This is a genomic window from Bacillus sp. FSL L8-0528 (assembly GCF_038593085.1).
In the GTDB taxonomy this organism is placed as follows: Bacteria; Bacillota; Bacilli; order Bacillales; family Bacillaceae; genus Bacillus; species Bacillus paralicheniformis.
The window spans coordinates 3651576-3672969 of record NZ_CP151961.1; the positions used below are offsets into that span (position 1 = coordinate 3651576).

General features: G+C 45.5%; 23 protein-coding genes. 1 reads left to right on the plus strand and 22 read right to left on the minus strand.

Features of this window, described 5'->3' with window-relative positions; all coding sequences use genetic code 11:
* Nucleotides 1–175: 175 nt before the first annotated feature.
* The 15 genes from MHI30_RS18730 to flaG all read right to left on the minus strand — a co-directional run bounded on the left by MHI30_RS18730 (nt 176) and on the right by flaG (nt 15283).
* Nucleotides 176–1615 (minus strand): S41 family peptidase, encoded by a 1440-nt coding sequence (locus MHI30_RS18730; protein ID WP_009329656.1) that lies wholly within the window; start codon nt 1613–1615, stop codon nt 176–178.
* Between the two features lie 129 nt (nt 1616–1744).
* Nucleotides 1745–2803, minus strand: coding sequence for a tartrate dehydrogenase (locus MHI30_RS18735; protein WP_003185664.1), 1059 nt, complete (start codon nt 2801–2803; stop codon nt 1745–1747).
* A gap of 155 nt (nt 2804–2958) precedes the next feature.
* Entirely contained in the window at nt 2959–4209 is a 1251-nt protein-coding gene (locus MHI30_RS18740; RefSeq protein WP_003185665.1) for a M23 family metallopeptidase, read from the minus strand.
* Between the two features lie 92 nt (nt 4210–4301).
* On the minus strand, nt 4302–5192 hold the full coding sequence (ftsX, locus tag MHI30_RS18745) for a permease-like cell division protein FtsX (RefSeq protein ID WP_011198348.1): 891 nt from the start codon (nt 5190–5192) through the stop codon (nt 4302–4304).
* The gene (gene ftsE / locus MHI30_RS18750; protein WP_003185670.1) at nt 5185–5871 is read right to left on the minus strand and encodes a cell division ATP-binding protein FtsE; all 687 of its coding nucleotides are present in this window, start codon (nt 5869–5871) and stop codon (nt 5185–5187) included. Before ftsE ends, ftsX begins: the two co-directional genes overlap by 8 nt.
* Nucleotides 5872–6223: 352 nt before the next feature.
* Entirely contained in the window at nt 6224–6550 is a 327-nt protein-coding gene (gene cccB, locus MHI30_RS18755; RefSeq protein WP_003185673.1) for a cytochrome c551, read from the minus strand.
* A gap of 48 nt (nt 6551–6598) precedes the next feature.
* The gene (locus tag MHI30_RS18760) at nt 6599–7447 is read right to left on the minus strand and encodes a YitT family protein (protein WP_025806165.1); all 849 of its coding nucleotides are present in this window, start codon (nt 7445–7447) and stop codon (nt 6599–6601) included.
* 206 nt (nt 7448–7653) lie between these two features.
* Nucleotides 7654–8755 (minus strand): peptide chain release factor 2 gene (prfB, locus tag MHI30_RS18765; RefSeq protein ID WP_097366454.1). Its coding sequence is split into 2 segments (ribosomal slippage): nt 7654–8682 and nt 8684–8755, totalling 1101 coding nucleotides; the frame shifts between segments, so codons are not numbered across the junction.
* Nucleotides 8756–8817: 62 nt separating this feature from the next.
* The gene (gene secA, locus MHI30_RS18770) at nt 8818–11343 is read right to left on the minus strand and encodes a preprotein translocase subunit SecA (RefSeq protein ID WP_003185681.1); all 2526 of its coding nucleotides are present in this window, start codon (nt 11341–11343) and stop codon (nt 8818–8820) included.
* Nucleotides 11344–11503: 160 nt separating this feature from the next.
* Nucleotides 11504–12064 carry a ribosome-associated translation inhibitor RaiA gene (gene raiA, locus MHI30_RS18775; RefSeq protein WP_009329664.1) on the minus strand — a complete coding sequence of 187 codons (561 nt, stop codon included), beginning with the start codon at nt 12062–12064 and terminating at the stop codon, nt 11504–11506.
* Between the two features lie 226 nt (nt 12065–12290).
* Complete coding sequence (locus MHI30_RS18780) at nt 12291–12668, minus strand: hypothetical protein (RefSeq protein ID WP_003185684.1); 378 nt, start codon at nt 12666–12668, stop codon at nt 12291–12293.
* A 9-nt stretch (nt 12669–12677) separates the two neighbouring features.
* Nucleotides 12678–13019 carry a flagella biosynthesis regulatory protein FliT gene (fliT, locus tag MHI30_RS18785; protein ID WP_003185686.1) on the minus strand — a complete coding sequence of 114 codons (342 nt, stop codon included), beginning with the start codon at nt 13017–13019 and terminating at the stop codon, nt 12678–12680.
* Complete coding sequence (fliS, locus tag MHI30_RS18790; RefSeq protein WP_003185688.1) at nt 13019–13420, minus strand: flagellar export chaperone FliS; 402 nt, start codon at nt 13418–13420, stop codon at nt 13019–13021. Before fliS ends, fliT begins: the two co-directional genes overlap by 1 nt.
* A 21-nt stretch (nt 13421–13441) precedes the next feature.
* Nucleotides 13442–14923 (minus strand): flagellar hook-associated protein 2, encoded by a 1482-nt coding sequence (locus tag MHI30_RS18795; RefSeq protein WP_044789408.1) that lies wholly within the window; start codon nt 14921–14923, stop codon nt 13442–13444.
* A gap of 18 nt (nt 14924–14941) precedes the next feature.
* Nucleotides 14942–15283 carry a flagellar protein FlaG gene (flaG, locus tag MHI30_RS18800; protein WP_065644259.1) on the minus strand — a complete coding sequence of 114 codons (342 nt, stop codon included), beginning with the start codon at nt 15281–15283 and terminating at the stop codon, nt 14942–14944.
* Between the two features lie 273 nt (nt 15284–15556).
* Between flaG and MHI30_RS18805 the strand changes: the two genes are divergently transcribed.
* Nucleotides 15557–15940, plus strand: coding sequence for a hypothetical protein (locus MHI30_RS18805; protein WP_075751493.1), 384 nt, complete (start codon nt 15557–15559; stop codon nt 15938–15940).
* A 144-nt stretch (nt 15941–16084) separates the two neighbouring features.
* On the opposite strand, the gene hag is transcribed toward MHI30_RS18805, so the two are convergent.
* The 7 genes from hag to MHI30_RS18840 all read right to left on the minus strand — a co-directional run bounded on the left by hag (nt 16085) and on the right by MHI30_RS18840 (nt 21392).
* Entirely contained in the window at nt 16085–17032 is a 948-nt protein-coding gene (gene hag / locus MHI30_RS18810) for a flagellin Hag (protein ID WP_065644257.1), read from the minus strand.
* A gap of 134 nt (nt 17033–17166) precedes the next feature.
* Nucleotides 17167–17391, minus strand: coding sequence for a carbon storage regulator CsrA (gene csrA, locus MHI30_RS18815; RefSeq protein ID WP_065644256.1), 225 nt, complete (start codon nt 17389–17391; stop codon nt 17167–17169).
* Entirely contained in the window at nt 17385–17816 is a 432-nt protein-coding gene (fliW, locus tag MHI30_RS18820) for a flagellar assembly protein FliW (RefSeq protein WP_065644255.1), read from the minus strand. Before fliW ends, csrA begins: the two co-directional genes overlap by 7 nt.
* A gap of 21 nt (nt 17817–17837) precedes the next feature.
* On the minus strand, nt 17838–18404 hold the full coding sequence (locus MHI30_RS18825; RefSeq protein WP_025810702.1) for a DUF6470 family protein: 567 nt from the start codon (nt 18402–18404) through the stop codon (nt 17838–17840).
* Between the two features lie 50 nt (nt 18405–18454).
* Entirely contained in the window at nt 18455–19366 is a 912-nt protein-coding gene (gene flgL / locus MHI30_RS18830; protein ID WP_023856389.1) for a flagellar hook-associated protein FlgL, read from the minus strand.
* A gap of 10 nt (nt 19367–19376) precedes the next feature.
* Entirely contained in the window at nt 19377–20900 is a 1524-nt protein-coding gene (gene flgK, locus MHI30_RS18835) for a flagellar hook-associated protein FlgK (RefSeq protein WP_025810701.1), read from the minus strand.
* Between the two features lie 15 nt (nt 20901–20915).
* Entirely contained in the window at nt 20916–21392 is a 477-nt protein-coding gene (locus MHI30_RS18840; protein WP_025810700.1) for a flagellar protein FlgN, read from the minus strand.
* Nucleotides 21393–21394 lie beyond the last annotated feature (2 nt).

Genomic DNA, 21394 nt, shown 5'->3' on the forward strand with positions numbered 1-21394 from the left:
CAAAAGTTACATTTTTACTGCATCTTTACATCCTTATAAAGTCTCCCATATACTTATGTTATCGGGTCAATTCTATTCATTATGAATGTTTTTTTTATGAAAAAGCAAAAATTTTAGGTAAAAAGATTGAGAATTTACTTTCTGAGAATAAAAAAAGTGAGGACATCCCGTGCCCTCACTTTTTGTTAAACAGCACTTTTAATGCGGCTTGCAGCTGAAGATCGTTCTTTTCATCCATCTTTTTCTCCTCAATCCGCAGGTTCATTGTATTTGCCGTTTTTTGGTCAATGATCCCTGTTTGCTTCAGCTTGTTTGCTGCCTGAAACGCCATGACGGCTTTTTTTGTGCTTTCATTGTAATAGCCGTCTTCCCGGCCGGGGACAAACCCGAGTCCTTTCAGCAGGAACTGCGCCCGCTTAATTTCATTGTTGTTCATATCCGGCTTGAGGGGTTCTTTCAGCTGTAAAGGCCCCGCCGAGAAATATGCAGGCTGCGTGACTGGAACGGTCGGCTGAATGCCCTGCTTATGGATCCAATTTCCTTTAGGTGTCAGCCATTTGTACAGCGTCAGCTTAATATTGCTACCGTCTCCCATCGGCACCGCCTGCTGGACGGTTCCCTTTCCAAAGGAAGGATCGCCAACCACGTCGTAGCCCTCGGCTTCTTTTAATGCGCCTGCAAGAATTTCCGAAGCCGAAGCGCTGCCCTTGTCCGTGATCACGCTCACAGGGTATGGTTTTTTCTCTTTTAATTTTGAGAAGTATTGTTTTTTATTTCCGTTTCTTTCGGCGATTTGTATATACGGATGATCTTTTGTCACAAAATGTTTTAAAATGTCTTCCACGCTTTGCAAGTACCCGCCCGGATTTCCTCTTACATCCAAAACGAGCCCTTTTATTCCCTTTTTCTCAAGCTTTTTCAGTTCAGCAGTAAAATCTTTTGCCGTATGTTCGGAAAAGGAAGATATTGCGATATAGCCGACAGGTTTATCCTGTACTTTCTTTATGGAAGCAAACACCGTTTCCAGCGGGATTTCATCGCGCTTAATCGTAAATGTCAGCTGGTCTTTCATTCCGGGTCGGTGAACTTTCAGTGTAACCGTCGATCCCTTTTTGCCTCTGATCTTTAATACGGCGTCATTCAAATCCATTCCGCTCATGGAATCGCCGTCGATGCTGATGATTTCATCGTTCGGCTTTAATCCGGCTTTCTCTGCCGGAGACTGTTTAAAAGGAGAAACGATAATGATTTTTCTGTCTTCCATTCCGATTTCTGCACCGATTCCTTCAAAAGAGGAATCAAGGGAATCTGAAAACCGCTTTGCCGTCTGTTTATCCATATAGACCGAGTATGGGTCATTCAATGTTGAAAGCATGCCCTGTATGGCTCCTTCCAACAGTTTTTCCCTGTCGACCTGCTCCACATATTCATTTGAAATCAGGTCATATGCTTTCTCAATTTTCTCCAATTCGTTTCTAGCGGTGCTTTTGGCTGCAGCTTCTTCAGCCGCTGATGCTTTTGAAACGACATCATGTAACGGAATCGGGCCGGCGCCTGTTACCAAGCCGCATAACAGGCTGAGCGCAATGATGAGCCGCACAATCTTCTGATTCATCCTATACCTCCTCTTCTGCCTGCACTATGTTTTGTTGCTTGATGTAGTATGCGCCAAAACCGCCCGTATCATGTAATCGATTTTCCATTCCACAGCAAAAAAAGCTGCCGGAGTGCTGGCAGCTTTCGCTTATATGGTCCTCACGCGCTTGATGATTTCTTCTGTCACATCATCCGTCGTACTTGAACCGCCGATATCAGGCGTTAAGTAGCCGCTCTTTAGAACGTCTTCAATCACGTCAAGCAATCTTGCACCGAGTTCTTCTTCCCCGAAATGATCGAGCATCATTTTTGCCGTCCAAATTTGGCCGATCGGATTGGCGATTCCTTTTCCGATGATGTCCGGAGCAGAGCCGTGCACAGGCTCAAACATAGATGGATATTTGCCGTTTACATTAATGTTGGCGGCCGGCGCCACACCTATGCTTCCCATAATCGCCGCCCCGATATCGGTCAAAATATCGCCGAATAAATTGCTGGCAACAATGACGTCAAGCTTCTCTGGCCTCGTTACAAAAAAGGCCGACAGCGCGTCAATGTGCTGCGAATCTGCGGTAATATCGGGGTAGTCTTTTGCCGTGTTCTCAAAGACTTCATCCCAAAAAGGCATTGAATAAACGATTCCGTTCGACTTTGTTGCGCTTGTGACATGCTTTTTCCGCTTAGCCGCCAACTCAAAAGCAAAGCGCATCGCCCTCTCCGCCCCTTTTCTTGAAAAAACGGCATTTTGAATGGCGATTTCATCTTCATCCCTGAAGATTCTGCCTCCGATCGAGCTGTATTCCCCTTCACTGTTTTCCCTGACGACAAGCAGATCGAAATCTTTTGGGTTGGCCAGCGGAGACTTGATTCCTTGCAAATATTTCGCAGGTCTAATGTTGATGACCTGTTCAAATTCGCGGCGGATTTTAATGAGCAGCCCCCACAGGGAAATATGGTCGGGGACAAGCTTGCTGTTTCCTACAGCCCCAAGAAAGATGCTGTCGAACTCTTTCAGCTGCTCCAAGCCGTCATCAGGCATCATTTCCCCGTGTTCCAAATAATACTCACAGCTGTATGGAAACTCCGTAAACCGAAATGAGAGTCCCCCGTGAACATCCGAAACCGCTTTCAAAACTCGTTGTGCAGCAGGTACGACTTCTTTCCCTACCCCGTCACCGGGTATGCTGGCAATGTTGAATACTTTCATTGGATCATCCCCTATTTCAAATTGTCGACTGTCGACAGTTGTCACTTTCATTCTATACCTTGTGTTATTTTCTGACAAGAATAAATTTTGAGAAAAACCCAGTTTGAATAACAAAAAGCCGATTCAGTCCATCTCCGGACGAATCGGCTTTCATTTTAAAGCGGTATATAATTGGCCGGATCAACAGCATTGGATTTCGCGTTGTTCCAAAGGCCTTTATGAATTTCAAAGTGAAGATGCTGCCCGTAGGATTGGCCTGTATTTCCCATCGTTCCGATCACTTGTCCCTGTTCAACACGCTGGCCTGTCTGCACTTTAATTGAAGACATGTGAGCGTAGACCGTCTGATATGTTTGCCCGTTGATGTTATGGGTAATAAACACAACATTGCCGTAGCTGGACGAGTAATGGGCGTTATAGACCGTTCCGGCGGCGGCCGCATAAATCGGAACGCCTGAACCGCGCTTGGCGATGTCTACGCCGAAGTGATTTCCGAGCGAACGCTTTCCGAACCCGGAAGTAAATGTGCCGGAAGCAGGGCGGATAAAGCCTGAGCTGCTTGGTGCCGACGGTTTAGATGAGGAAGCTTCCGATTGGCCGCTTGAAGCCTGGCGGCTCGCTTCAGCTTCCTGCTTTTTGCGATGCGCCTCTTCGGCTTTGATCGCTTCATCCTGGCGCTTTAAAATTTCTGCTTCATTTTCGAGTGAACCAAGTTCTTCATGTGCATGATCTTTATCTTGCTTCACTTTTTTCATGACATTTGCTTTCTCTTTTTGCTGCTTGTCGAGCGTCTTTTTTAAATCTTCCAGGTCTTTGAGCGCTTTTTCAAGGCTTTCAAGGTCCTTGCTCAGCTTAGTTTCCTTTTCCTCGACAAGCTGAAGATCGCGTTTTTGCTCTTCCATCAGGTCTTTATCAGCTTCTACAATTGTCGAAACCGCACCCGCGCGGCTGATGAAATCCCCGAAGCTTTTCGAGCCGAGAAGCACATCTATGTATTGAACAGAACCGCCGTTTTCCTGCATTGAGCGAACACGGTCTTTCAATATTTTATTGCGTTTCTCAATCTTTTCTTTAAGCTTTTTTATTTGCTTTTTCAGCTCTTCGATGCTTTTCTTTGTTTTATCGATTTCTTCATTTTTCTTTTCCAGCTTTTCATTCGTGTCCGTCATCTTACGGTCGATTTTCTCGATCTCGCTTCTCAGGCTTGCTTCCTTTGATTCAAGCTCTGAAAGCTCCTGTTTCGTTTTTTCGAGTTTTGACTCGTTTTCAGATTTTTTGCTTTGAACGTCGCTCTTTTTTTTCTCCAAGTCTTCATAAGCTAAAGCATGGTTGCTTTTTAAGGGGATCAGCACTGCCGACGATCCGAGCACAGCGGTCAGCCCCAGCGTCATAAGCTTTCTTTTCAACCTTGGTTCCTCCTTGCCTTCAGAATCAAGGGAGCCCGGCGCTTTGCAGGCATCCCAGCTTTAAACATGATACAACCGGCGAAAGCGCCGGTTTAAACTTTTAAGAATTTGCGAATCGACATCAAGCTTCCCCATACACCGATAACGGCTCCGATCAGCACCAGGATCGCTGAAATCTGGAAGACGAACGGATTGTACGGCAAGAGCTGTATGAAAGTGCCTTGAACTTTCGGAGCGATCCACTGAACGGCATGATGATACGTTCCGAGCAAAATAGCGATCGGAATGATAGAACCGCATACACCCAAGAGCAAACCTTCAATGAAAAATGGCCAGCGAATGAACCAGTTTGTCGCACCTACAAGTTTCATAATCTCGATTTCTTTGCGTCTCGCAAAAATCGTAATTTTGATCGTATTAGAAATTAAAAACATCGCCGTAAACAGCAGGCCGATGACCAATGCAATCCCGATGACTTTGGCGACATTGCTGATTTTAAACAAGCGGTCTACCTGCTCCTGTCCGTATGTCACCTTATAGACATTGGTCAGCTTCTCAAGCTTCTTGGCAGCTTTCGGTGTGTCTTGAGGGTCTTTTGTTTTTACGACAAATGCATCGTTCAGCGGGTTTTCCTGCTCGAACATCGCAAAGAATTTCCCGTCTTCCCCAAAGCTGTCTTTCAGGTTTTTGAGTTCTTCATCTTTAGATGAGTATTTGACACTGCTGATTTCCGGTATTTTCTTTATTTCTTTTTCCAATGTATTTTTTTGATCCTGGTTGGCCGTTAAGTCAACCAGCACTTTGACTTCGACTTCTTGTTCGGCTTTTAATGTCATATTGTATACGTTCAGCATGATGACCATGAACACGCCGACCAAGATAAGTGTAACTGTTACAGCACTGATGGATGCGAAAGTCATCCACGCGTTTCTCCCGAGAGATTTTAAGCTCTCGCGCAAATGCCGTCCGAGAGTTCTAATCATAAGAACCATACTCCCCTCTAGCTTCATCACGCACAATGACCCCGTCTTCGATTGCGATGACCCGTTTCTTCATGGTGTTTACGATTTCTTTGTTATGAGTCGCCATAACGACTGTTGTTCCGCGGTTGTTGATCTCTTCGAGCGTCTTCATGATTTCCCAAGACGTCTCAGGGTCAAGGTTTCCCGTCGGCTCGTCAGCGATCACGACATCAGGGTCGTTGACGATTGACCGCGCAATTGAAACCCGTTGCTGTTCTCCTCCGGACAGCTGATCAGGAAATTGCCTTGCTTTGTGCTTCAGCTGGACAAGATCAAGCACTTCAAGCACTTTTTTTCTGATCACCTCTGGGCGCTCCCCGATGACCTCTAAAGCAAATGCAACATTTTCAAACACCGTCAGCTTCGGCAGCAGTTTAAAGTCTTGGAATACAACGCCGATTTTCCTTCTGATAAAAGGAATCTCTTTTTCTTTGAGCTGCGCCAAATTTTTATTGTTTATGACAATCTTCCCTTTGGAAGGCTTTTCTTCGCGGTAAATCATTTTAATGAAGGTTGATTTTCCTGCTCCGCTCGGTCCTACAACATAAACAAATTCCCCGGGATATATAGAGATGCTTATTCCGTTCAGCGCCGAGACCCCGTTGGAATAAGTCTTATATACATCTTTTATTTCGATCATGTAATCACCTAATCTTTTATGTTTATACGGTCATACTCTTCGAAAGGGCCTGTCGTTTTGTGTCCCCTGCCAATTTCACGATAAATGGTATTAATTCAAGCCCTTTTTCAACAACACCCATTATACGTCAAGATTAGACAAAATGATATTACAGTTTTGTTTCAATGCCGACCTAAGTTATAGGAAAAACGCAAAATCAGCCAAAAAATTTGTACTTTGGGCCTTATTTAAGACAAAAGAACCCGTTAATTCCGTTTTCCCAATAGGCAAAAAGACCTTTTCAACAAAAAAAGAACCTTTTTCACCTGAACGTGAAGAAGGTTCTTTTCGCCTCCTGACTGGCAAGGCATGCTTACTTTTTCTCTGAAAGCCACTTCGCGACCGCTTCAGCTTCTTTTTCATCTACAAGATTGCCAGGCATTCCGCCGCGGCCGTTGACTACAATGTCCTTAATTTCGCTTTCCTTATACTTGCCGCCAACTTCCTTCAAACTCGGAGCGGAACCGCCGGCCAAATCCTTACCATGGCAGCCTGTGCAGTTTTGCTGGTAAATCTCTTCCCCGTCGGTTGCAGTTGCTTGCCCGCCTGTATTTTTCTCTTTGCTTTCGTTGTTATTGCCGCCGCAGGCAGCCAGCACAAAAGAAACAGCCATAAACAGAGTAAACAGCTTCATTTTCATTTTTTCAAGTCAGCTCCTTTAACAAGTCAACCTTTATTATAACCTCGATTATGCGCGTTTAAAACCCTCGCCAAGCACCTCTGAAGCATCCATCGCAATGACAAATGCAGACTCATCAATGTGTTTTACGAGTTGTTTCAGCTTTGTGAACTCGGTCTGGCCGACCACGCACATCAAAATAGGCCGCTCATCATCTGTATAGCCTCCGACCGCTGATATTTTCGTAATCCCCCTGTCGATTTTATTCAGTACCGCATGTCGAACTTCCTCTTCCCGGTTCGTAATGATCATCGCCATTTTGGAACGGTTCAATCCGACCTGGATGACATCGATGGTTTTGCTTGATATATAAACGCCAAGCATAGCATAAAGTCCCTGTTCGATGTTAAAAACAAACATCGCGGACAGGACGATCGTTCCGTCAATCAGCGCCAAACATTTGCCTTGCGACAGCCCGGTGTACTTATGAATGATTTGCGCGGCCAGCGCAGTGCCGCCTGTCGAGCCCCTTCCGAGAAAGACCATCCCGATCCCGACTCCGATGCCGACACCGCCGAAAATGGCGGCCAAGAGCGGATTCTCTGTCGCCGGAGCAATGTCCCGCGTCACGTATACGACAAACGGGAGAAAAACAGACCCGACAAGCGTCTTGATGCCGAATTTTCCTCCGAGTACCAGAACCCCGGCAATAAATAAAGGAATATTAAATGCCCATTGCACATAGGCGGCTTCAAAGCCGAACGATTGCAAAATGGTGCTGATGCCGCTGACTCCGCCGGCTGCAATCCGGTTGGGAAGCAAAAACATATTAAATGTCACAGCGACGACGGCTGATCCAAACAGGATATAGCCGTAGTCACGCAGCACCGTAAACAATTGATATCTCGTTTTGTCCATATTCATGTCTGTCATCCTCCGCACGATTCATTACCAATCGAGAGTATAGCATTTAGCATACTGTAAGTAAATAACAGCCAAATAACGTATTAATTGAATAAAGCGGCAGAGGGACAAAGCTTCTTACGGCTTAAGCTGCCCAGATTCAGGCAATTTTCCCCGCAAAAAAGGCACATCCTCACAATGTGGATGCGCCTTTCTTCAATTTAGGAAAGCTTGGAACGCAAATATGCGTCAATGAAAGAGTCAATGTCTCCGTCCATAACCGCCTGCACGTTCCCCATTTCCGTGTTGGTTCGATGATCCTTCACTAGAGAATACGGGTGGAAAACGTATGAGCGGATCTGGCTTCCCCAGCCGATTTCTTTTTGTTCGCCGCGAATTTCGTCCAGCTGTGCCTGCTGCTCCTCGATTCTGCGCTGATACAGCTTCGATTTCAGCATTTTCATGGCACGTTCGCGGTTTTTAATTTGTGATCGCTCTGTCTGACAAGTGACGATGACGCCTGTCGGCAAGTGGGTGATCCTGACGGCGGAGTCTGTCGTATTGACGTGCTGGCCGCCGGCGCCGCTTGCCCTGTACGTATCGACTTTAATATCTTCCGTACGGATCTCAATGTCGATTTCTTCGTTGAATTCAGGCATGACATCACAAGACACAAACGACGTGTGCCTGCGCCCTGAAGAGTCAAACGGAGAAATTCTGACGAGCCTGTGCACGCCTTTTTCGGCTTTTAAATAACCGTAGGCATTGTGGCCTTTAATCAGGAGAGTGACAGACTTGATTCCCGCCTCATCTCCTGGAAGGTAATCAAGGGTTTCCACCTTGAATCCGCGGCGCTCTGCCCACCTGGTGTACATTCTGAGAAGCATTGAACCCCAATCCTGTGATTCGGTGCCGCCGGCTCCCGGGTGAAGCTCAAGGATCGCATTGTTTTTATCATAAGGCTCGCTTAACAATAGCTGGAGCTCAAATTCATTAAACTGCTTTGTTAAGCTTTTCAGCTCGTTGACCAGTTCATTTTGCAGGTCCTGGTCAGGATCTTCTTTTAAAAGATCATGTGTCATTTGCAGTTCTTCATGAGACTCGCTTAAACTTTTGTACGTGTTGACATAGTCTTTTAACGCATTCGCTTCATTAATGATCGTCTGCGCTTTCTGCTGATCTCCCCAAAAGTCGGGGTCAGCCATCTGCTCGTCTAATTCGCTGATTCTTGCTTCCTTTGTTTCGAGGTCAAAGAGACCCCCTGAAGTCCGCTAACCGAGTAGCCATATTTTCAAGTTCCTGTCTGATTTCTGCCAATTCCATTATTCTTTCACCTCATCATATATTTCAGCCGGTTCAAAATAAAAAGAGGCGTGCACCTCTTTTTATTCTGTTCTTCCGCAGCAGTTTTTATATTTTTTTCCGCTTCCGCAGTAGCAAGGATCATTGCGTCCGATATCCACCGCTTTGCGGACCGGTTTTTTCTTCGCTTGTTTTTCCTCATCGCCTTCTTTCGGCTGATGGGCTGTCGTCTGTCCTTGAATGACCTCTTCGCGCTCAAGGTTGTTTTCGATTTCAGCCTTCATGACGAATTTGGCTACATCATCTTCAATCGCCGCGATCATGTTTTCAAACATTGCAAAGCCTTCCATCTGATACTCGCGGAGCGGGTTTGTCTGAGCATAAGCGCGCAGATGAATTCCTTGCCGCAGCTGATCCATCGCATCGATGTGATCCATCCATTTCGTATCCACTTCGCGGAGAACGATGACTTTCTCAAATTCGCGCATTTGTTCAGAGCCGTACCGCTCTTCTTTCTCATCGTATTTCGTTTTGATGCGGTCGTAAATGAGCTCTGTAATCTCCTCGGGCTCTTTTCCGAAAATGTCGCTTTTCTCCACTCCACCTTCATCAAGGAAATTCGCATTTACAAGCTCCACAAGGCCGTCAAGATTCCACTCTTCAGGCAGATCTTCCTTCGGCGTATATGAAGCAACAGCCCGCTCGAGTGAAGCTTTAATCATATTTTCGACGATGGAGCGGAGGTTATCGGAATCGATGACCTCAAAGCGCTGTTTATAGATGACTTCGCGCTGCTGGCGGAGCACGTCATCGTATTGCAGAAGCTGCTTACGGGCATCAAAGTTGTTGCCTTCCACACGCTTCTGTGAAGATTCGACCGCTCTTGAAACCATCTTGCTCTGTATCGGCGTCGAATCGTCCATTCCGAAGCGGTCAAGCATCGCCATCGTCCGCTCTGCGCCGAAGCGTTTCATTAATTCATCTTCCATGGACAGATAAAATTGGGTGATACCAGGGTCCCCCTGACGGCCTGAACGTCCGCGCAGCTGGTTGTCAATCCGCCGTGATTCATGGCGTTCCGTACCGATGACGGCCAGTCCGCCAAGCTCTTTTACACCTTCGCCAAGCTTGATGTCCGTTCCGCGGCCCGCCATGTTGGTCGCGATGGTGACCGCGCCTTTTTGCCCGGCATCTTCGATAATCTGAGCTTCCCGCTCATGGTTTTTCGCGTTCAACACTTGATGCGGGATTCCTTTATTTTTAAGGAGCCTTGATATCAATTCAGATGTTTCAACCGCAACCGTACCGACAAGTACCGGCTGTCCGACCATATAGCGCTGGGCGACATCCTCTGCAACAGCTTTAAATTTTCCTTCCATGGTCCGGTAAATTAAATCCGGTCGGTCATCGCGGGCAATCGGCTTGTTGGTCGGAATCGTAACAACCTGCATGTTGTAGATGTTGCGGAATTCTTCTTCTTCCGTTTTTGCGGTACCCGTCATTCCGGCCAATTTTTCATACATTCGGAAATAGTTCTGGAAGGTGATCGTCGCGAGCGTCATGCTCTCATTTTGGATCTCAAGGCCTTCCTTCGCTTCAATGGCCTGGTGAAGTCCGTCGCTGTAGCGGCGGCCTTTCATCAAACGGCCTGTAAAAGAGTCGACGATAACGACCTGACCGTCTTCGACGACGTAGTCGACGTCTTTATGCATCGCCGCATGGGCTTTCAGCGCCTGGGCAATATGATGGTTTAAGGCGACATGGCGGACATCAAACAAGTTTTCGATGCCAAATGCCTTTTCAGCTTTTGTCATCCCCTCTTCAGTCAGCTGAACGCCTTTTGTTTTCACATCGTATGTGTAGTCCTGATCCGCTTTTAGCGTGCGGACAAACGCATTGGCCTGAACATAAAGCTTGGTGGATTTGGCCGCTTGTCCAGAAATGATGAGCGGCGTTCTTGCTTCATCGATCAAAATGGAGTCGACTTCATCGATGACCGCAAAATGAAGCGGGCGCTGAACCATCTGCTCTTTATAAAGCACCATGTTGTCGCGCAAGTAGTCAAAGCCAAGCTCATTATTCGTAGAATACGTAATATCTGCTGCATAGGCTTCACGCTTCTCGTCTTTTGACAGGCTGTTCAGGTTTAGGCCGACCGTCAGCCCGAGAAACTCAAAGATTTTCCCCATCTCTTCAGCGTCGCGGCTCGCCAGGTATTCGTTGACCGTCACGACGTGAACGCCTTTCCCTGACAGAGCGTTCAAGTAAACGGGCATTGTGGAAGTCAGCGTTTTACCTTCCCCCGTTTTCATTTCGGCGATATTCCCTTCATGAAGGGCGACGCCCCCCATCAGCTGAACCTTAAACGGAAACATGCCTGTCACGCGCCGGGAAGCTTCCCTGACAACGGCAAACGCTTCAACCAAAAGATCGTCAACCGTTTCGCCTTTTTCAAGGCGCTCTTTGAACTCGATCGTCTTTTGCTTCAAAGCTTCGTCTGAAAGCTTCTCTATATCTGCCTTGAGCGCATCAATCTCGTTCGCTTTCTTTTCATAACGGCTGAGCGTGCGTTTTGTCGGATCAAACACTTTATTTAAAATTCCAAGCATAGAATAACGCTCCTCTTTAATTTCCTTGTTTAAGCATGAGTAAACAGTAATTTTTATATATGCAATATCATATCATACCTTTTGTCATTTCCAAACAATTTACCGCGGGGGAACGGAAAAAATCCCCTCTGCGGAAGATCCGGGAGGGGACTCGATATATTTATTCGTTCGGCTCGATCAAACCGTATTTTCCATCGTTTCTTCGGTAGACCACATTGGTCAGATTGGTTTCGGCGTTCGTGAATACAAAGAAGCTGTGTCCAAGCATATTCATTTGTAAAATCGCTTCTTCATTATCCATCGGCTTTAAATTAAAGCGCTTTTGACGGACAACCTGCGGCTGTTCATCCTCAATGTCTTCCTGCACGGCCGTTCCGATGCCGTTTCCTTCTGCAAAAACATGCTTCGAAGAACCTTTTTCGCGGAATTTCCGGTTAACTTTTGTTTTATGCTTGCGTATTTGACGTTCCAGTTTGTTCGTTGCGAGATCGATTGCATTGTACATATCTTCGTGGTGAACTTCCGCACGGAGAGAGAGGTCTGTCATTGGAATTGTCACTTCCACCTTTGATTCCTGATCATTGTAGAATTTTAAGTTGACGTGAACAATCGCATCAACGTTATTTTCAAAATAACGCTCAAGCTTTCCAATCTTCTTCTCGACGTGTTCTCTTAACGCTGGTGTTACCTCAATATTTTCTCCTCTGACGTTGAACTCCATCAAAAGAACGCCTCCTTTATATTAAGGATATGTAAATATATTTCGTCTTTTCCCTGCTGAATTCCTGCATAAACGTAAAAATTATGTGAAAAATCCGTGAATTTTGACGAAGTTTGTCTCCTGCCATCTGAGCCCCTTTATTAAATCTTAAATATATTCACATGCGGATAAAATAAGAACAAAAAATAACGGCATACACCTGCAGAATCCTGACAGATGTATGCCATTAATGGATGACATAAGGTTTCATGCATTGGTGGATCGTTTTCATCCATTCCCGATAAAGCGGTAAAAAGTGATGGATCAAGTCATGCTGAAATTCAGCAGACGGATAATTGTAGTAGATCAAGCTGTCAAACTCACGGAAGACTCTGTCAAAAAAACGAATCGAAGATTTGGCACAGCTTGTCTCCAAAATCGACAGCAAAACAGCGTGCGACGAATCCAACTGAAAAAAAGCATAGATTAAATCGTTAAAAATCCGCTCTCCTTCTGTCTTCGCCAAATCTTGATTCGCTTCTATTAAATAGCAAAACCCCTCTTCAATCGTAAACAAAAGCTGATAATAAGTCGTTAAGAGCATGTAATCGTCGGTGCTTGTCAAAGCGATCACCTATTTGCGCTTGTCATAATATGTGCCGTCAATCGTCATGTTGGCGTACGGATTGATATAGGAATGATGCATGGCACGCTTCTGCTTCGCCTGAAGCAGCTCCTGCTTGACAGCCTGCTGCAGCCTTTTCAGTTCGGCCATGATCAATGGCTCCATATCCGTCACCTGCTGCAGCTGCCGCTTTTCCGTCTCAGAAAGAGGCGGCTTGATCTCGCGGATCAAGCCATCGCGTTTTTTAAGAAAATCTTCAATTGCCTGAACCAGCTCATCGCTTTCCGGGGCGCCTTTTATTTGAGCGAGCATATGTTTTGTTTCGCTGTAGAGCAGCTCAATCTTTTCCATTATGCCAGTCCGCCCGATCCGAACCGGCCCTGCCGTTCGATTTGAAGCGCCTGCTTCCAGGCATCGCGTAAATCTTTGACATACCCTTCGACTTCCGCCACGATATCTTTGTCATTGTTAATGTTTGCTTCAATCAGGCGGCGGTGGATATACTCGTACATCGCCCCCATCGAAGCGGCCAATTCGACTTTCCGATCAAGGGTGATATTGAGCTCCTGTATAATGTTTTGAGCTTTGACAAGGTTCGTATTTTTCGTTTCCATATCCTCTTGTTCAATCGCCTGTTTCGCCAGCTTCATAAATTTAAGGCAGCCGTCAAATAGCATAAGCGTCAATTCTCCAGGAGTCGCCATGTTGATTGAATTTTGCTGATAAGCTGCATACGGATTGTTTAAAGCCATTGTTGATCCTCCAAATTACAATTATTGTCCAAGCAATTGCGCCAAGTATGTCGATTGTTCATTCATTTTTTGAATCGCTTTTTCCATCGCCGTGAACTTTGTATAATAGCGATTTTCGATTTGTGTCAGGCGGTTATTCATGGACGAAATATCAGATTCAACTGTATTCAAGTTTTTCCCGATTGTAAATTGATTGTTTGCCATTGCTGAATTTCCGGCTTTATCTTCAATCTGCTTCTTCGTATCGGTCAAAACCGTCTGAAGGCGTCTCATGATGCCTTTTTCATTGTAATTTTCCGTGCTGCTCGTTCCCGCCATAAAGAGGTTTGCCACACTGTCAGGGTCTTCTTTAATTTTCGCTTTCAGCTTTTCTTCGTTGATCTCTAAATGACCGCGCTGACTGTATACGCTTGATGTCGTAATTCCAAACTGAGTGAGCTGCAGCGATTCGCCGTTCACAGAGACATTCGAATAAAAATCTGTCCTCATTTGATTGGTGGCGCCGCTTAAAATCGTGTCGCCCCTTAACAATCCGCTTTTCGCTTTTTCTTCCCACAGCTCAATTTGCTTTTCCGTCATATCTTTTTTCTGTTCTTCTGTCAGCGGCGTATAGTCGCGGTATTTCTTTTCCGTGAGCTTGCCGTTGACCATATCGATCAGTTCGTTGTACTGTGTGACAAAGTCTTTAATCTTTTCATAAATCCCGTCAACATCAGTCGCTACATCAAGCGAAACGGGGCTGTTTGTCGTATTCTTCAACTGATATGTCACATTATTAACGGTAAAGTTGTTCGTTGTCTTCTCAATCTGCAATCCGTTGATGACAACTTCGGCGTTTTGGCCGGCCCGGCTGGCTGTCAGCTTGTTGTCGGCATCAAGCGCAAATCCGAGCTGATTGGACATAAAGCTCGCCGTCGCATCATCAGCTGCCTGTATGCTGCCCCCTGCGCCGGTTGCTTTTGATGTGAAAGCGATCGTTTCTACATATTCAGAACCGTTATAAATCTTTTCTTTCATAGCGGTTACGCCCAAATTTGATTTGTTGACTTTGGAAACGATGTCATCGAGCGTATCCGTGCTGCTGACGCTGATTTCAACTTTTTTCGCAGTCGTTTCTCCAGGTGCTGTCACTTGGAAAGTTAGCGTTTGATCGCTCCCGGTATACCCTGAAAGGCTGGAAGATTTATAGGTGGCCGCAGTCGCCAGCTTGTTGACTTGGATCGTGCCTGACGCCGCATTCGTGGTGCCTGTTGCCGTAACCGCCGACTCGTCAGAGCTTGTCACCTTTTTCGCGCCGTACGTGCTGGGACGGAGCATAAGGTTGATGGATTCCTGCAAATCTTTAATTTTCGTATTGATTTCACGATAGCTGTCGCGCTGCCATTCCAAAGTCTGTTTCTTTTGAGTAAGCTTATCAAGCGGGACGCGCTCCGTCTTCATTAATTTGCTGACAATGTCGTCTATATCCATACCTGAAGCTAATCCTGATATTCTGATCGCCATTTCTTTAACACTCCTGTTCTATGTAGTTTTATCGACAATTAACCCCATAAATTCCGCCATCGCCGCATAAAAATCGAGCCACTCCTTTGGCGGAATCTCGCGGACGACTTCCTCTGTCCGATTGTCCACGACCTTCACATAATACTCTCCCAATTTTTCGTGAAGCACAAACTGTAGGTGGACTTGAGACGGCTCTAAAAGATTGTTTGCGCCTTGTACCGTTTTTTCAAGCTGAGCAAATGTAAATTCTGCAGCATCCGTCTGCTGCGAACGCTCTGCCGCTTCATACTGCTTATTCATCATCTGTGTTTTGTAAGCATCAATTATGGGTTCTAAAGATGACAATCTACCGATCGACAATTTTTACCATCCCCTATGCTATGATCTAAAACTTATATCGGCTAAGGGCGAATGAGATTAAATATCTTTATGGAAAAAAACTAATGCAAGGTGATAGAAACTAGCCACTCACTGTATATTTGAAGAGTAAAGACCATGATAGAACTTCCTTATTATCACCTTTATTATAAATCCTTTTGGATAAGAAAATATCTTTCAATAAATATTCAAATTTGTTATTCGTTTCAATGTTATAATTAAATTTACAATATCTACAAGAAAGGGGATTTGATCATGAAAAAAATCTTTGTGTCGCTCGCAATAACCTTTGTATTGTCATTTAGTTTTTACACTTCTTCGAAGGCAGCAGTTTTGGCTCGAGTAGCTGTATACCCTGGTGAAGTTCGCCAAAGCGCTGATATTTTTCATGGCGTTGGGGAAGGCGATTTCCGGTGCAGATTTTATTATGCAACACGTTTAGGTGGTGGTACTTGTTCACTCTACGAAATTACTCCGGATGGAAGAAATACATTAGTTGCCTCTTCCAGTGTAGATTACTCGCTACAACAAGAAATTCAGACAGTTTATACTGATCCAGATCACCTCTACTACATAAAAGGTAAGAATTCTGCACTAAGTGGTACAAGAACACTTATTATTAGCGATTTCTCTAATTAATAGGCATTCTATATTGAGACACCCTAAGGTCAATGATTGAGTGTCTCTTTTCTAATATTACAAAAAAGGACCTTAGCAATCTTTATTGGATTTGATATTACAATAAAAAAGACCTTGGCTTTTGCCAAGGTCTTTTTTAAGCAATTAACGAAGCAACTGAAGAACGTTTTGCGGCTGTTGGTTCGCTTGAGCAAGCATCGCTTGAGAAGCTTGAGAAAGGATGTTGTTCTTCGTGAACTCACTCATTTCTTTCGCCATGTCAACGTCACGGATACGAGACTCAGCAGCTGTTAAGTTTTCACCAGAGGCACCCAGGTTGTTAATTGTGTGCTCTAGACGGTTTTGTACTGCACCAAGTTTAGAACGTTGAGTCGATACTTGTTTGATTGCGTTGTCGATCGCACCTAATTGTTTATCAAAAGTGAATCCAGAAGGATCAGCTGAAATATCATTCCCTTCTGAATCTACTTTTCCAGTTAGTGCTACAACATCAATTTGTTCCACCGTAAAGTTCTGAGTCGGATCAGCTGGATCAGCGATTGTTCCGATTTTATTAACGGCCATGCTTTCGATATTAACTGAAATCGTTTGACCACTGTTTGCTCCGATTTGGAATTGCAACTGGTCTCCGTCAGTAGAGTTGAATGTACCATCAAGAAGGTTTTTACCGTTGAATTGTGTACGGTCAGAGATACCTTTACTTGCTCCAGCCTTAGTTGATCCACCAATCTCTTCTTTCAGTGCATTGATTTCATCTTGGATTGCAGAAAGGTCGGTAGTATCTTGTGTACCTGTGCTGTTCGCTTGAACTGTAAGTTCACGCATACGTTGAAGGATTGCATGAGTCTCAGTCAATGCACCCTCAGCAGTTTGGATAAGAGAGATTCCATCTTGAGCGTTTTTCTGAGCCATTTCAAGACCGCGGATTTGTCCTCTCATTTTTTCAGAGATTGCAAGACCTGCTGCGTCATCTCCGGCACGGTTGATGCGAAGACCTGAAGAAAGCTTCTCCATGTTCTTTTGGCTTGCGCTGTTGTTTGAAGACAAACGGTTCAGCGTGTTAAGCGCTGCAATGTTGTGGTTGATTCTCATTGTATATTTCCTCCTTGAAATGTGTTTGATTGCACGTCCATGTGCATATTTTGAAGCATTCAGGCTGTCCTTCCTGCTACATACTATATATCGGAACTCCCTTTCATTTGTTTATAGCAAAAATAAAAAAATCCTCACTTTTTTTGTGAGGATAATTTCGCAAGCAAATCGTTTGAGATGGAAGCGGCCCGGCTGTTTTCTTCCTGGATCGCCAAATAGATTTCCTTGCGGTGAATTTCGATATGCTTCGGCGCGTCAATGCCGATTTTCACCTGGTCTCCGTCAATGGATATGATTTTCACTTCAATATCGTCTCCGATTTGAATCGCTTCATTGAGCTTGCGGGATAAGACTAGCATGCTTCCCCTCCTATCGGCTGCTTTGTCTGATAAGAAGAGTCATGCAAAATAACTTGTTTGGCAAGCATTGTTTTTCGGTTCACCACAATCGGCGCCATCAAATTGGCCGTTGATTTTTCGAATGGCTCTTCGATCGTTAAAATCGCCATCACTTCAACGTCTTCGGCAGACTCGATTTCAAGCAGCTCAACCGTCGTTTCATCAAGATCAAAGCCGTAATCTTTGAAAAAGACGAACGGACTGGCGACAATGAATGCCAGCTCTTCAGACTGCACCGATTGAAGGACGACGAACGGCGAATCCTCGGACAGCGGCAGAATGACAAACTTTTTTTCGCCTGTAAATCCGGGCAGGCCGTTTTTAAACACGATTGTCTGGTCTTCTTGAATTTGCGTTTCTCCGTGATACTTCGTTTTTATGATCATCATTCACGATCCTTTGCTGAATTACTTTTGTTTTGGGTATTCCACATCTATTTTTACCTCCGGATATTGGAGCATGTCAACCTTCACACTGCCTGGCGTATAGTTAACAACCGGTTTATTCGGCGTTGCTTCGATAACAGGCTTGCGCGGCGTCGCTTCAATGTTCACTTTAGCCGGTTCGTATGCGATTTTCACCCTGTCAAATGACGGCGTAAAATGAACGCCGATTTGAATCGGTTCAGGCTCGCTGTTACGCCTCGCCTGGTCTGCCAGCGGATTGCCTTCGATTTCGATCCGCATCATTTCGTCCCCTTCTTCAGCGGTCCGCGCCATTCCGGCGAGCCAATCTTGATAGCCCTGCTGCGCCCCTTCTTCAATCCTTTTAAATACATGCTTTCTTTCTAAGTCTTCCCAAGCTTTTGTCTGGTCAATCGTGAGCTTTGAAGGGGTGGTTGTTATCTCCAGTTCGGCCGGCGGCTGTTCGATTTTCAAGTCGGCTTGCGGCTGTTCCATTTTCAAATCCGGCGGCGTTGTTGTTAAACCGATGCGGCCGGGGATATTTTGCATGATCAGCCTCGGCATCTCCATTATGATATCCTCCTTTTGCTGAAAAAAAAGCAACTCGGATAGAGTCGCTTTTATCTTAAAAAGTCAACCAGTGTCGGCTGAACGATTTTCGCATTTATGGCAAGTGCAGCTCTATGAACCGATTGCTGTGTAATAAATTCAGTAATGATTTCTTCAAGCTCAACATCTTCGTTGTCTGACAATACCTTTGTCGCCGTCTCTTCCTGTTCGCTCAGCCGCGCATTAATCAATTCGAGCCGGTTGTAGCGCGCTCCGATATCAGACCGCTCATTGCTCATCTGATTGGAAAACTGGTCAATGTCTGAGAGGGCGTTTTCCATTCCTTCCATTGTTCCCGCTTTTAAGGCGTTCTCGAGAGACTCAATCATTTCAAACACATTTTGTCCGCTGCCTGACTGTCCGCCGAAAGCCGAAATCGGATTTGAGTTTACATTTAAGGTTGCGTTTGGCGAAACATTGATGAGAACGTCAGAGCTGCTTGTATAGTTTTCAAAATTGTATGTGTAAGTACCGTCGGCGTTTTTTGTGATCGGAGCGACGTCAGAGTTCGTACCGTTAAAGAGGTAGCGGCCGTTGACCTGCGTATTGGCGATCTGAATCAGCTGGTCTTTCAGCTGGCCGATTTCGACTCCGATCGCATTTAGTTCATCCCCGCCGTTTGTACTGTTTTGAGCCTTAACAGTCAGCTCCCTGATTTTCCCCATGATATCAATGCCTTCTGTAATGTTCGTTTCCGTGTTTTCAAGCCATGTAAAAGCTTGGGAGGCATTGCTTTGATATTGTTTAACCTGGGACAATTGCGTATTGTACTTCAGGCTTTTCATTGCGACGACGGGATCATCGGACGCCTTTGAAATCTTTTTTCCTGACGAAATCTGGGATTGAAGCTTATCCAGCTTACCATAGCTTGAATTGATGTAGCGCAAAGAGTTTTTTGCGATCATCCCTTGGGTTACCCGCATGAATCTCTACCTACCTTCCTACGACACCCATGCCGTTAATAATTTTATCGAGGACTTCGTCCTGCAGCGTAATCATTCTCGCAGCCGCGTTATAAGCATGCTGGAATTGGATCATGTTCGACATTTCTTCATCTAATGATACGGCGCTAACAGACTGTCTGTTCAATTCAGCCGTGTTTACAAGCGTTTCTGTATTTTTGGCCAGCCTGTTGGTTTCCTGAGCTTTTACGCCCATTTCACCGATGATGCCTGCGTAATAGTCTAAAACTGTCGTCGTTTTGTCGCCGATTTGAATTTTCTTGGTGAAGACATTAGCCAGATTTGTCGCGTTGGCGTTGTCACTCGCTTCACCATTCAGCGATGCGGCGATTTTATCGCCTTTTGAATTCATGATCTCATCGGCTACTTTGATTTTGCCGGCAGCTCCCTTTGCAGGCTCAGCCTCTCCCCCGGTGAATTCAAAGAAAATGCCTCCCGGTTCTCCTGATGAAGTAAACCCGCTTTGATGGACTGCATTAAACTCTTTCGCAAAAGCAAGCGCCATCGTATCCAGGTCTGCGAGCATTTCAGGATATAAACCTTTTTCTTCACCGTTTGACATATATCCGAAGGACTCGATTAAACCGAGCAGCGACCCTTTGCTAGTAAACGAATCGATGCCGATGTCCGTCCCGCCGAGGGAAACGCCTGTCACAAGGCCTGTATCGTTGTCGTAATTTACTTTGACCGTTTCAGTCGTGAAGTTTGGTCCGTCAAGAACCTGGCCCAGAGACTGGCCGTTTTCGTCCAGGATTTCTATTGATGCAATGCCTTCAGCGGTTGCAAGTGGGTTGCCGCCAGTCTTCGTATAGCTGACTTTGATATTAACCATTGAAGACAGCTCATCAAGGAGCTGGTCACGCTTATCGTACAAATCATTCGGGAGATAGCCGTTCGGCTCGACTTTGGCGATTTGCTCGTTTAAGCTGTTCAGCTGTGACAGAAGCGAGTTGATCGTCATCACATTTTGATCAATCTGGTCGCCTAAATTTGATTGAACGGTTGTCAGCGATTCATACAGAGTTTTAAATGTCTCGGCGACCGCCTGCCCTTTTTGTCCGACGACAGAAGCTGCGCTCGGCTCGTGGGCGTTATTCGTCAATTCCTGAATGGAATTCCAGAATGAATTCAGAACCTTGTTTAATCCGGTGTCGTTCAGTTCATTCATAATCCCTTCCATTTGGTTAAAAGCGTCCACTTTTGCATTGTAATAGCCGGCCTTTGTATTCTGCGTCCGGTATTGATAGTCCAGAAAGCTGTCTCTAACCCGTTCAACCGAACCGATTTCAACGCCTGTACCCATCTGGCCGGCAAGCCCGACAGAGTCTCTTGATACGGATGGATAAGGGGTTGATGCTTTAAATGTAACACGTTGTCTTGAATACCCTTCGGTATTGGCGTTGGATATATTGTTTGCTGTTACGCTCAGAGCTGATTGCTGCGCGGACAATCCTCTTTTGGCGATTTCCAGCCCTAAAAAAGTTGGGTTTGTCATCTTTTTCACTCCGTTCTAAGCTTTTGAGTCGAATAAAGAAAGCCGTTTTGCCCCGCCTGTCTGGTTTGGCTGCTGCTCTTTTCCGTAATTTGAACCGCCTTCTTTCGGAAGGAGCATATCAAATGTAAGCGAGATAAATTGAAGCGACTGAAAAGTCAGCTGCTTGTTCAAATCGTTCACATCCTTTAAACGGATGACGAGCTGTGAGAGCTTGGCATACAGCTGTTCCAGCACCTTTTTCTCGCCGCCCGCAGCTTTGCTGATACATGCGCTGATAGTCGCGTCCGAGCTGCCGATACAGCTTTTAGTTGCTTCAATGCGGGACTGCTCCGTTTGTTCAATCGCCTGCACATACTTTTGTTCTTTCGTCACGATTTCTGAAAGTGCCTTTATTTCGTTCGTCTTCAGCGCCTCCGTTTTTTGTTCCGACAGAGACAGCAGATGTTCATGCAGCACGCATAAGCGCTCCAGCTCTTCAATCACCCGTTTCACTG